Source organism: Pantoea sp. X-Soil-YNGN-844 (assembly GCF_059730595.1).
The window spans coordinates 2,805,693-2,817,810 of sequence record NZ_AP036007.1 but is presented as its reverse complement, the minus strand read 5'-3'; the positions used below and the strand labels follow the sequence as shown (position 1 = coordinate 2,817,810).

Annotated in this window: 9 protein-coding genes; 5 read left to right on the top strand and 4 right to left on the bottom strand. The window is 55.4% G+C overall.

Going from position 1 to position 12,118, the window contains the following annotated elements; translation table 11 throughout:
• Positions 1–104: 104 nt before the first annotated feature.
• From nuoM to AC6I8C_RS13000, 3 genes are all read left to right on the top strand, one after another.
• A complete protein-coding gene (gene nuoM, locus AC6I8C_RS13010; RefSeq protein WP_033733363.1) occupies positions 105–1,625 on the top strand; it encodes an NADH-quinone oxidoreductase subunit M in 1,521 nt (506 codons plus the stop codon).
• A 6-nt stretch (positions 1,626–1,631) separates the two neighbouring features.
• The gene (nuoN, locus tag AC6I8C_RS13005; protein WP_315310594.1) at positions 1,632–3,089 is read left to right on the top strand and encodes an NADH-quinone oxidoreductase subunit NuoN; all 1,458 of its coding nucleotides are present in this window, start codon (positions 1,632–1,634) and stop codon (positions 3,087–3,089) included.
• Between the two features lie 129 nt (positions 3,090–3,218).
• Positions 3,219–3,677 (top strand): GNAT family N-acetyltransferase, encoded by a 459-nt coding sequence (locus tag AC6I8C_RS13000; RefSeq protein ID WP_497822726.1) that lies wholly within the window; start codon positions 3,219–3,221, stop codon positions 3,675–3,677.
• Positions 3,678–4,176: 499 nt separating this feature from the next.
• Here the strand turns inward: AC6I8C_RS13000 and AC6I8C_RS12995 are convergent, their stop codons facing one another.
• Positions 4,177–5,835, bottom strand: a complete 1,659-nt coding sequence (locus AC6I8C_RS12995) for a glucan biosynthesis protein D (protein WP_497822725.1) — start codon at positions 5,833–5,835, stop codon at positions 4,177–4,179.
• Between the two features lie 335 nt (positions 5,836–6,170).
• Between AC6I8C_RS12995 and elaB the strand changes: the two genes are divergently transcribed.
• Positions 6,171–6,482 (top strand): stress response protein ElaB, encoded by a 312-nt coding sequence (elaB, locus tag AC6I8C_RS12990; protein ID WP_497822724.1) that lies wholly within the window; start codon positions 6,171–6,173, stop codon positions 6,480–6,482.
• 239 nt (positions 6,483–6,721) lie between these two features.
• Positions 6,722–7,918 carry a nicotinamide mononucleotide deamidase-related protein YfaY gene (locus tag AC6I8C_RS12985; protein ID WP_497822723.1) on the top strand — a complete coding sequence of 399 codons (1,197 nt, stop codon included), beginning with the start codon at positions 6,722–6,724 and terminating at the stop codon, positions 7,916–7,918.
• A 272-nt stretch (positions 7,919–8,190) separates the two neighbouring features.
• Here the strand turns inward: AC6I8C_RS12985 and yfaE are convergent, their stop codons facing one another.
• From yfaE to nrdA, 3 genes are all read right to left on the bottom strand, one after another.
• Positions 8,191–8,451, bottom strand: coding sequence for a class I ribonucleotide reductase maintenance protein YfaE (gene yfaE, locus AC6I8C_RS12980; RefSeq protein ID WP_010258095.1), 261 nt, complete (start codon positions 8,449–8,451; stop codon positions 8,191–8,193).
• Positions 8,452–8,453: 2 nt separating this feature from the next.
• The gene (gene nrdB / locus AC6I8C_RS12975; RefSeq protein WP_013358563.1) at positions 8,454–9,584 is read right to left on the bottom strand and encodes a class Ia ribonucleoside-diphosphate reductase subunit beta; all 1,131 of its coding nucleotides are present in this window, start codon (positions 9,582–9,584) and stop codon (positions 8,454–8,456) included.
• 72 nt (positions 9,585–9,656) lie between these two features.
• Positions 9,657–11,942 (bottom strand): class 1a ribonucleoside-diphosphate reductase subunit alpha, encoded by a 2,286-nt coding sequence (gene nrdA / locus AC6I8C_RS12970; RefSeq protein WP_497822722.1) that lies wholly within the window; start codon positions 11,940–11,942, stop codon positions 9,657–9,659.
• Positions 11,943–12,118 lie beyond the last annotated feature (176 nt).

Genomic DNA, 12,118 nt, shown 5'->3' with positions numbered 1-12,118 from the left:
AGCAATCGCAGCATACCGAGGTATGTGAGGATTGCGAGCACTGCCGGGAATCAAAATGGCAAGTAAGATAGCCCGAACTAAGACAAAGAAAAGGGAAGTGTGCCGTGTTATTACCTTGGCTAATTATCATACCCTTCGTCGGCGGTCTGATCTGCTGGCTCACTGAGCGCCTTGGCGCGAAGGTGCCACGCTGGATCGCGCTGATCACCATGGGGCTGACGTTGGCGCTTTCACTGCAACTCTGGTTGCAGGGAGGCTATTCACTGACGCAGGCAGCGGGCATTCCGCAGTGGCAGTCAAGTTTCTCCGTTCCGTGGATCCCACGCTTCGGCATCAGCTTCCATTTAGCCATTGATGGCCTGTCTCTGCTGATGGTGGTGCTGACCGGCCTGCTCGGTCTGATGGCGGTGCTCTGTTCCTGGAATGAGATTTCAAAGTATCAGGGCTTCTTCCATCTGAACCTGATGTGGATCCTGGGCGGCGTAATCGGTGTGTTCCTCTCCATCGACCTGTTCCTGTTCTTCTTCTTCTGGGAAATGATGCTGGTGCCGATGTACTTCCTCATCGCGCTCTGGGGTCATAAAGCATCGGACGGTAAAACCCGTATTTCCGCTGCGACCAAATTCTTCATCTATACCCAGGCTTCGGGTCTGGTGATGCTGATTGCGATTCTGGGCCTGGTGTTTGTCCATTACAACGCGACCGGCGTCTGGACATTCAACTACGAACAGCTGCTGCAGACGCCAATGTCGAGCGGTGTTGAATATCTGCTGATGCTGGGCTTCTTTATCGCCTTTGCGGTCAAGATGCCGGTAGTGCCCTTGCACGGCTGGCTGCCGGATGCGCACAGTCAGGCACCAACGGCCGGTTCTGTTGACCTGGCGGGTATCCTGCTGAAAACCGCGGCTTACGGCTTACTCCGTTTCAGCCTGCCGCTGTTCCCGAACGCGTCAGCCGAGTTTGCGCCAATCGCCATGTGGTTAGGTATCATCGGTATCTTCTACGGTGCGTGGATGGCCTTCTCGCAGACCGATATCAAACGTCTGATTGCCTATACCTCGATTTCGCACATGGGCTTTGTGCTGATTGCCATCTACACCGGCAGCCAGCTGGCGCTGCAGGGTGCGGTGATCCAGATGATTGCACACGGTCTGTCCGCAGCGGCACTCTTCATTCTGTGTGGTCAGCTGTATGAGCGTCTGCATACCCGTGATATGCGTCAGATGGGTGGCCTGTGGTCGCGCATCAAATGGATTCCGGGCCTGTCGCTGTTCTTTGCTGTTGCCAACCTCGGTATGCCGGGCACCGGTAACTTCGTCGGCGAATTTATGATTCTGACCGGCAGCTTCCAGGTGGTGCCGATGATTATTGTCATCGCAACCTTTGGTCTGGTGTTCGCCTCCGTCTACTCGCTGGTGATGATGCAGCGCGCTTACTACGGCGAAGCGAAATCTAAAGATCCGCTGCCAGGCATGTCACCGCGTGAGTTTATGACCATCGGTGTTCTGGTGGTGCTGCTGGTGCTGCTGGGCGTCTATCCACAGCCGATTCTGGATACTTCGCACGCTGCCATGAGCAATATTCAGCAGTGGTTTACCGCTTCAATTTCAACTACAAGGCCGTAATTCGCCATGACAATAACTCCTCACCAATTGATTGCGTTACTACCGCTGTTAATCGTCGGATTGACGGTGGTGGTTGTGATGCTGTCCATTGCCTGGCGACGCAACCACTTCGTTAACGCCACGCTAACGGTAGTTGGCCTGAACCTGGCGCTGCTCTCGCTCTACTTTGTTGGTCAGGCCGGGGCAATGGATGTCACGCCGCTGCTGCGCGTCGATGGCTATTCGATGTTCTATACCGCGCTGGTAATGCTGGCGAGTCTGGCAACCTGCACCTTTGCCTATCCGTGGCTGGCAGGCTACCCGGACAACAAAGATGAGTTCTATCTGCTGGTGCTGATTGCAGCGCTCGGTGGCATCGTGCTGGCCAGCGCTAACCATCTGGCCTCGCTGTTCATCGGTATTGAGCTGCTGTCGCTGCCGCTGTTTGGTCTGATTGGCTACGCTTTCCGCCAGAAACGTTCGCTGGAAGCCGCACTGAAGTACACCATTCTTTCTGCGGCGGCCTCATCGTTCCTGCTGTTTGGCATTGCGCTGATCTACGCTGATTCCGGTAACCTGAGCTTCGTTGCGCTGGGTCAGAGCCTGACAGACAGCATGATCCACGAGCCACTGCTGCTGGTGGGTCTGGGCATGATGATTATCGGTCTGGGCTTCAAGCTCTCACTGGTTCCGTTCCACCTCTGGACGCCCGATGTTTATCAGGGTGCGCCTGCACCGGTTTCAACCTTCCTGGCCACCGCCAGCAAGATTGCGATCTTCGGTGTCATCATGCGTCTGTTTATGTATGCGCCGGTGACCGACAGCGAAGCGGTGCGTACGGTGCTGGCCATGATCGCCTTTGTGTCGATTCTGTTCGGTAACCTGATGGCGATTTCGCAGAGCAACATCAAGCGTCTGCTGGGTTACTCCTCTATCGCCCACCTCGGTTATCTGCTGGTGGCGCTGATTGCAGTGAAAGATCATCAGCTGTCGCTGGAAACCTCGGGTGTTTACCTGGCGGGTTATCTGTTCAGCAGCCTGGGTGCCTTTGGTGTGGTGAGCCTGATGTCCAGCCCGTATCGTGGCCCGGATGCCGACTCGCTCTACTCCTATCGTGGTCTGTTCTGGCATCGTCCTATCCTGTCAGCGGTCATGACGGTGATGATGCTATCGCTGGCAGGTATCCCGATGACGCTGGGCTTTATCGGCAAATTCTACGTTATCGCGTCAGGTGTCAGTGCTCACCTGTGGTGGCTGACCGGTGCCGTGGTCGCGGGCAGTGCGATAGGTCTCTACTACTATCTGCGCGTGACGGTCAGTCTCTACCTCAGCCCGCCGGAACTGCATACCCGTGACACCCCGGCTAACTGGGCATTTACGGCCGGTGGTGTGGTCGTGCTGATCTCCGCCATTCTGGTGCTGCTGTTAGGGGTTTACCCGCAGCCGCTGATCAGACTGGTGCAGATGGCTCAGCCGCTGATGTAAGCAGGTATCTGCAACTGATGAATCAGGCCTCCGGGCCTGATTTTTTTTGCCTTAAAGACAAGGTGACCCGCAGATGCTGGATGGCGGCACTGTTCTGATGTAGCGTGTTGTGATTAGCAAGGAGAGACCATGAACATTGACTGGCAGGATAAACACCATAGCGAACTCACCGCCCGGGAACTTTACGACTTACTGGCATTGCGCAGTGCCGTGTTCGTCGTGGAACAGCAGTGTGCGTATCAGGATGTGGATGGCAAAGATTTGCAGGCGGAAAACCGGCATCTGCTGGGGATAGCGGATGGTCAGCTGGTGGCCTATGCGCGACTTCTCTCACCGGAAGATAAGAGCAGCCCGGCAAAAATCGGGCGGGTGATTGTGTCCGATCGGGTGCGTGGTGCGCGGCTGGGCAGCCGTCTGATGGAGAAGGCGATCAGCCGTTGTCAGCTACACTGGCCGGGTCAGGATCTGTTTCTCTCCGCTCAGGCACATCTGGAAAAATTTTACGGACAGCATGGCTTTGTGGCGGCAGGGGAGAGCTACCTGGAAGATGGCATTCCGCATATTGATATGGTGAAGACCGCGCTATAAAAAAGGCGAGGCCTGAGCCTCGCCTCATACTGCCGACAAACCCAGGTCAGAGTGAAACTGACAGCTACCTCTCAACTCAACGCGAAGGAAACACGGTCAGAGGAGGAAAGCGTCCCGCGCCTGGGACAAAAACGCCGGGAGCGTTTTGAACAACGTAACGCGTTGGCCCGGCTACGGGCGCACCTCAGGGATGAGGTGCGTACTAAAAACGCCGGGAGCGTTTTTGAACAACGTAACGCGTTGGCCCGGCTACGGGCGCACCTCAGGGATGAGGTGCGTACTAAAAACGCCGGGAGCGTTTTTGAACAACGTAACGCGTTGGCCCGGCTACGGGCGCACCTCAGGGATGAGGTGCGTAATCGCGCGGGCCGAGCATGTCATGGATTGGCATTAGCGACTTTCCGATCTGATCGTGTTCCCTGAGCAGACTCGCTCTCATCGCAAATCGTTGCAGACTTTGTCAGAAAAAAAGGCGAGGCCTAAGCATTGCCTGTTTCCATCAACCCACCGTCATCTGACGGTCATCTACATATTTGCGCTGATCCGGCGCAGGCGGGAAATACTGATAAAGCCACGTTTCGCTCAGCGTTTCATCCTTGCTACGCAGGAACAGACGCATCTCCACCGGCTGGGTGGAATCACTGTTCGGATACCAGTCAAACAGAATGCGGTATCCCTTCAGCGGATCGACATACAGAATTTCAACCTGCTTCACGGTGCCGGATGAGACAGTAATCACCGGCTCAATGCCTTTCGGCGCGGCAGCCTGCAGATCACCACCAATAAAATCGATGGCGAAGCGACGGCACCAGGTTTCAGGGAAGTGCTCGCCAGGCGCCCAGCCTTCCGGGAAGCCACCGATACCGGTGCGGGTGGCATCCACACGCGCCAGACCGCTTCGCACTGGCGGCAGACCACTCCAGTAGAGTTTGTAGGAGAAATTCAGCTCACTGCCCGCTTTGACCGGTTCCGCCGGTTGCCAGAAGCAGACGATGTTATCCAGCGTTTCACCCGTGGTTGGAATCTCCATCAGGTTGATCGCGCCTTTGCCCCACTTGCCGACCGGCTCAACCCACAGGCTCGGACGTTTGTCATACCAGCCAATCACATCCTGATAATCTTTGAAGTCGTGATTCAGCTGCAGCAGGCCAAAGCCACGCGGATTCTCATCTTCATAGGCGTTGAACTGCAGACGCTGCGGATTATTCAGCGGACGCGCAATCCATTCGCCTTTACCGGTCCACATCGCGAGACGATCGGAGTCATGGATCTGCGGATGGTAAGTGTTGCACATGCGACGTTCGTTGGTGCCACAGCTGAACATGCTGGTCATTGGCGAGATGCCGATCTGACGGATCTCTTTACGGGCAAACAGGTGGTTTTCTACTTCCATCACCACGCGTTTCTCTTCGCAATGAATGATGAACTTATAAGCACCGGTAAGGCTGGCACCATCCAGCAGGGCGTAACAGGTGAAAGTGGTATCTTCCGCTTTTGGCGTTTCAAACCAGAAGGCGGTGAAGTCCGGGAACTCTTCCTGACCGTTGCTGAAAGTGTTAATCGCCACGCCACGCGCCGAGAGACCGTACTGGAAGGTATCGTCAACGGCACGGAAGTAGCTTGCGCCGAGGAACGAGACGATGTCGCGACGGGCCAGCTCCGGCTTTTTAAAGGCGCGGAAACCGGCGAAGCCGAGGTCAGTTTTGCCCTCCAGCTGCTTTGTATCCACGTGGGCGTTGTTGTAGTTGAACAGCTCGGGGCGGAAATGAATTTCGCGCGCCTCGCGGCTTGCGCCGTCAACAGAGAACATACGGATGCGACGCTTAAAGCCCATACCAACATGGAAGAACTGCACATCCAGCTGACGGTCAGGCAGGTTATTCCACAGTGAGTGGTTAGCGTCATACTGAATTTCGTTGTACGCCTGCGGGGTCAGTGTAGCCAGCGTCTCCGGCAGCGCGCCTGGTGCACCGCCCCAGGGTTTTTTCGCCAGCGCGGCGGCGTTTTTCTTCAGTACGTCAAAATCGAAGCGTACGGCGGTTCCGTCAGCAATGCCATCTTCTGCCCATGCGGATTGCGCAAACAGCGTTGACAGGCCGGTCATGCCGCTGACGGCGGAGAAGGCCATTGACGCTTTCATAAACATTCTTCGATTCATGCCAGAGATCATTCCTTAGCTGTTCGAGGGTGTCGTGACTGTCGTGCAAAATGCACTTTCATGGCCCGATAATCACAGGCAACAGAGGGGTACGACAGTAGGGTTACTGGAAAATTCAGTCCCGACAAAATTTATCAGATTAATCAAAGAAGCGAAGCGAAATTCGGCGGTTGCCGCTGCGTCTTACACTTCTTTGTGCAGCGAAACGGCGCACCGCCTGAGTTGAGCAACTTTAGCAGATGAAAAATCAGGTGATTCCTGGAGCAGGAAAACAGCAGAGCGCCAGATTATGACTATAGTTAATGAACTGCTTTGCAATTCACACGGAGGAAACGATGGTAAATCAGACAAATCAATTCGAAACGGGCCTCGATGACGATATTGCGTTACTGACCGAAACGCTGGAAGAAGTGCTTAAGGCATCAGGCGATCCTGCCGATCAGAAGTACATTGAGCTCAAAAGCAAAGCCGAACAGGCGCTGAACGATGTGAAATCCCGTGTCAGCCAGGCGTCCGATAGCTACTACTATCGCGCTAAACAGGCGGCTTACCGCGCTGACGATTACGTGTATGAAAAACCGTGGCAGGGTGTCGGGATTGGCGCAACTGCCGGTCTGGTGCTCGGTCTGCTGCTGGCCCGTCGTTAATCGCGACCTGCACTGTAGCTGACAACCGTAGTAAAAAAACGGCGGGGAACTCCCGCCGTTTTTGTTGGTTTCTTATTGCCCTGAATTGACTCATCTGCGCCATTGAACCCCGCTCAACCCTCTGACTTTTAAGCGCAACGTGCTGCCTTAGCCGCAACAATCACAATCGCTGGTGATGCCGATTGTGTTTCCCGGGCGGACTTCATACAGTGAAGCAAACGTGAAAAGGAGAATCCGACGTGATTAGAGTAGAGATGCTGTCAACCGGGGATGAGGTGCTGCATGGCCAAATCGTCGACACCAATGCAGCCTGGCTGGCGGATATGCTGTTCCAGCAGGGTTTGCCCATGACCAGTCGCACCACGGTAGGGGATTCACTCGAGTCGCTGATCGCTACGCTGCAGGCGCGCAGTCATGAGGCCGATGTGCTGATAGTCAATGGCGGTCTGGGGCCAACCAGTGATGATCTTAGTGCGCTGGCCGCCGCGCGCGCCTGTGGGGTTGAACTGGCGATGCAGCAGGAGTGGCTGGAGCAGATGGAAGCCTGGTTCGCCAGCCGTGGACGGGTGATGGCGGCCAGCAATCGCAAGCAGGCTGAAATCCCGGCCAATGCGGAGCTGATTGATAATCCGGTCGGAACCGCCTGTGGCTTTGCCCTGCAACTCAATCGCTGCTGGATGTTCTTCACGCCTGGCGTGCCGTCTGAATTTAAAGTGATGGTGGAGCAGCAGATCATTCCGCGTCTGAAAGCAAAATTCTCGCCGCCCGAGCCGCCGGTTTGTCTGCGGCTGACCACTTTTGGTCGCGGTGAAAGTGATATTGCCGCCGAACTGGAGCCACTCGCCCTGCCGGAAGGAGTGCTGATGGGGTATCGCTCATCGATGCCAATCATTGAGATCAAACTTACCGGCCCGGCCAGCCAGCGGGTGGCGATGGAGCAGGTATGGCAGCAGGTGCGTCTGCTGCTGGCGGAGTGCACCATTTTTGAAGGCACCGAAGGCTTACCAGCGCTGCTGGCTCGCGAGCTGGAGCAGCGCGGTGAGCAGCTGGCGGTCAGCGAGCAATACACCGCCGGTCTGCTTTACTGGCAACTGGCGGCCGCCAGCGTGCCGTTGAGGGGCGCTGACATTCTGCCACCAAAGTCGGAGAGGCTGGAGCAGCAGGTAAGCCGCACCCGCGATCTTGCCGCGCAGCAGCAGGCAGCGCTGGCACTCTCTGTTGGCAGCCTGGAACAGGAAGAGATTTCGGTGGCGTTGCATACACCGGAGGGCAGTTTTGGTCAGCGCGTGAAGTTCAGCACCGGTCGCTATAACCTTGAAACGCGGCAGAAGGTGGTGGCGATGATGGCGATGAACATGCTGCGCCGCTGGTTGCACGGTAGTGAAGTGAGCACCGGTCACGGCTGGATGGATGTGGTTGAAACTGTCAGACAGTGAGAACAGGGAAAATAAAACGGGCACCTGAGGTGCCCGTTTTATTCTGACTGCTGGCCAGATTAGCCCTGATGGCTGCCAGATCGAGCCTGCGCAGAGAACCCGGTCAGATCGGAAAGACGCAAACAGCGTCATCCCTGACAGCTCGGCCCGCGCCGTCCATGGCGCGGGACGCTTTCCTTTACTGACCGGGTTCCCTGCGCTTTTGCTTAGCCATTGCGGTGAGTTTCACCCGCATTCAGGCAGCGTCGCAGTCAGAGAGATAGCTACCTCAGTTACAACTCAAGCTCAATCTCGCCTTTGGCCTTGCAGCAGCAGGGCAGGATCTCATCCTGCTGCACAAAGGCCAGCGGCCGCTGTGGGTAATGCACTTCGCCTTTCAGCAGCCGCATCCTACAGGAGCCACAGTAGCCTTCGCGGCACTGAAACTCCACGCAGAGATTGTTGGCTTCCAGCAGCGTCAGCAGGTTGGTGTGCTCGTCTGTGCATTCCAGTCGGGTGCCGGAACTGCGCAGAATAACAACGTCACGGCTCATGATTAAAGCTGGAAGTCGTCGAAGTCGTTAGCGCCTACTTCAGAGTCGATCTGACCGACCAGATAAGAGCTCACTTCCACTTCCTGCGGCGCGACCTGAACGTTGTCAGACACCAGCCAGGAGTTGATCCATGGAATCGGGTTAGAGCGCGTCTGGAAAGGCAGATCAAGGCCAACGGCCTGCATACGGATATTGGTGATGTACTCAATGTACTGGCAGAGAATGTCTTTGTTCAGGCCGATCATCGAGCCGCCGCTGAACAGATATTCTGCCCACTCTTTCTCCTGCAGCGCCGCCTTCTTAAACAGCTCGAAGCACTCTTCACGGCACTCTGCCGCAATCTCTTTCATTTCCGGATCGTCTTCACCGCTGCGCAGCAGGTTCAGCATGTGCTGGGTGCCGGTCAGGTGCAGCGCTTCATCGCGGGCGATCAGCTTGATGATTTTAGCGTTGCCTTCCATCAGCTCGCGCTCGGCGAAAGCGAAGGAACAGGCGAAGCTGACATAGAAACGGATTGCTTCCAGCGCATTGACGCTCATCAGACAGATATAGAGCTGCTTCTTCAGCGCACGCAGGCTGACCACAACCTGCTTATCGTTAACCTGATGGGTGCCTTCGCCCAGCTGATGCCAGTAGTTGGTCATCTCAATCAGATCGTCGTAATAGCGTGAGATATCCTGAGCACGCGCCAGAATCTGCTCATTGGTGACGATATCGTCAAACACCACCGCCGGATCGTTCACGATGTTACGGATGATATGGGTGTAAGAACGGGAGTGAATCGTCTCAGAGAACGCCCAGGTTTCAATCCAGGTTTCCAGTTCAGGAATCGAGATCAGCGGCAGCAGGGCAACGTTCGGGCTACGACCCTGAATCGAATCCAGCAGCGTCTGATACTTCAGGTTACTGATGAAGATATGCTTTTCGTGGTCCGGCAGCGCCTGGTAGTCGATGCGGTCGCGCGAGACGTCCACCTCTTCCGGACGCCAGAAGAAGGAGAGCTGCTTTTCGATCAGCTTTTCAAAGATGTCATATTTCTGCTGGTCAAAGCGCGCCACGTTGACTGACTGACCGAAAAACATCGGCTCTTTCAGCTGATCATTTTTGTTCTGTGAGAAAGTGGAGTAAGCCATAAAAGTTGTCCAAAAGTAGACGAAGCCAGGCCTCGTGAAATGAATGAGGCGGGAGAATCTCCCGCCTGACCATTAGATCTTACAGGCGCCGCTTTCGCAGCCATCATCCTGGATAGAAGGTGCCAGGTCATCCTGCGCATCTTCCGCACCGTCACGGGTGTTCTGATAGTAGAGCGTTTTCACGCCGAACTTGTACGCCGTCAGCAGATCTTTCAGCAGCTGTTTCATCGGCACTTTGCCGTTAGCAAAGCGTGACGGGTCGTAGTTGGTGTTGGACGAAATCGCCTGGTCGATGAATTTCTGCATCAGACCCACCAGTTGCAGGTAGCCGTCGTTGTTCGGCATTTCCCACAGCAGCTCGTACTGATCTTTCAGACGCTCATACTCCGGCACCACCTGACGCAGGATGCCATCTTTCGATGCTTTGATGCTGATGTGCCCACGTGGCGGCTCAATGCCGTTGGTGGCATTGGAGATCTGCGACGAGGTCTCAGACGGCATCAGTGCAGACAGGGTCGAGTTGCGCAGGCCGTGCGTTTTAATCTCTTCACGCAGGCTCTCCCAGTCGAGATGCAGCGGTTCGTTGCTGATCGCGTCCAGGTCTTTTTTGTAGGTGTCGATTGGCAGAATGCCCTGCGCATAGGTGGTTTCATTGAACCACGGGCAGGCACCTTGCTCTTTTGCCAGCTCGTTTGACGCTTTCAGCAGGTAGTACTGAATCGCTTCAAAGGTTTTGTGGGTCAGGCCATTAGCGCTGCCATCGGAGTAGCGCACACCGTGCTTCGCCAGATAGTAGGCGTAGTTGATGACGCCGATACCCAGGGTACGACGACCCATGGCACCACGCTGGGCAGCCGGAATCGGGTAGTCCTGATAATCAAGCAGGGCATCCAGCGCACGCACCGCCAGGGTCGCCAGCTCTTCCAGATCGTCGAGGCTTTCGATGGCACCGAGGTTAAACGCAGAAAGCGTACACAGGGCGATCTCACCGTTTTCGTCGTTAACATCTTCCAGCGGTTTGGTCGGCAGGGCGATTTCCAGGCAGAGGTTAGACTGGCGAACCGGCGCGATGCGCGGATCAAACGGGCTGTGAGTGTTGCAGTGATCGACGTTCTGAATGTAGATACGGCCAGTTGAAGCACGTTCCTGCATCATCAGCGAGAAGAGATCGACCGCTTTAACACGCTGCTGGCGGATGCTCTTATCCTGCTCATATTTGGTGTAGAGACGCTCAAACTCATCCTGATCGGCGAAGAACGCGTCATAGAGGCCAGGCACGTCAGATGGGCTGAACAGTGTAATGTCTTCGCCTTTCAGCAGGCGCTGATACATCAGCTTGTTGAGCTGAACGCCGTAGTCCATGTGACGCACGCGGTTGCCTTCAACACCACGGTTGTTTTTCAGCACCAGCAGGCTTTCGATTTCCAGATGCCACATCGGGTAGAACAGCGTCGCTGCGCCGCCACGTACGCCACCCTGAGAACAGGACTTCACTGCGGTCTGGAAATGCTTATAGAACGGGATACAGCCGGTGTGGAACGCTTCACCACCGCGAATCGGGCTGCCCAGCGCACGGATACGACCGGCGTTGATGCCGATACCGGCACGCTGAGAGACATATTTCACAATCGCACTGGAGGTGGCGTTGATGGAGTCCAGGCTATCGCCGCACTCGATCAGTACACAGGAGCTGAACTGACGCGTCGGGGTACGTACGCCCGACATGATCGGGGTCGGCAGCGAGATTTTAAACGTGGAGATCGCATCATAGAAACGCTTGATGTAATCCATACGCGTGTCGCGCGGGTAGCCAGAGAATAGGCAGGCAGCAACCAGAATGTAGAGGAACTGCGCGCTTTCGTAGATTTCACCCGAGACGCGGTTCTGGACCAGATATTTGCCTTCCAGCTGCTTCACCGCGGCGTAGGAGAAGTTCATGTCACGCCAGTGGTCGAGGAACTCGTCCATCTGTGCGAACTCTTCCTGGCTGTAATCTTCCAGCAGGTGGCGATCGTATTTGCCCAGATCGACCATCTTAACGACCTGGTCATAAAGCTTCGGCGGCTCAAACTGACCATACGCTTTTTTGCGCAGGTGGAAGATCGCCAGGCGGGCAGCCAGGTACTGATAGTCAGGGGCATCGCGAGATATGAGGTCTGCTGCGGCCTTGATGATGGTCTCATGAATGTCAGAGGTTCTGATGCCATCATAGAACTGAATGTGGGAGCGCAGCTCCACCTGTGAAACTGAGACGTTGTTCAGCCCTTCAGCTGCCCAGTCCAGCACACGGTGAATTTTGTCGAGGTCAATGCGCTCCTGGCGGCCATCGCGTTTAGTAACGAGCAGACTCTGGTTCATGTCGCGTTTTTACCTTTGCGTGAGTATCCAAAAATTAAAAGAAATCCCGGCTTATGCACAGCATATTCATTGTGAATAATGTGTGGATAAACACTACATCTTGGGGGTGATGGGAAGTACCATAACTACATGGGGGCTTATTTTAGTATTTTACGGCCGCTTAACAAGAGCAAAAA

Bases quoted from the DNA above. Each gene is read 5' to 3' on its own strand.
- AC6I8C_RS13000 (WP_497822726.1), top strand. From the start codon at position 3,219: ATGAACATTGACTGGCAGGATAAACACCATAGCGAACTCACCGCCCGG.
- elaB (WP_497822724.1), top strand. From the start codon at position 6,171: ATGGTAAATCAGACAAATCAATTCGAAACGGGCCTCGATGACGATATT.
- nuoN (WP_315310594.1), top strand. From the start codon at position 1,632: ATGACAATAACTCCTCACCAATTGATTGCGTTACTACCGCTGTTAATC.
- yfaE (WP_010258095.1), bottom strand. From the start codon at position 8,451: ATGAGCCGTGACGTTGTTATTCTGCGCAGTTCCGGCACCCGACTGGAA.
- nrdA (WP_497822722.1), bottom strand. From the start codon at position 11,942: ATGAACCAGAGTCTGCTCGTTACTAAACGCGATGGCCGCCAGGAGCGC.
- nrdB (WP_013358563.1), bottom strand. From the start codon at position 9,584: ATGGCTTACTCCACTTTCTCACAGAACAAAAATGATCAGCTGAAAGAG.
- AC6I8C_RS12995 (WP_497822725.1), bottom strand. From the start codon at position 5,835: ATGAATCGAAGAATGTTTATGAAAGCGTCAATGGCCTTCTCCGCCGTC.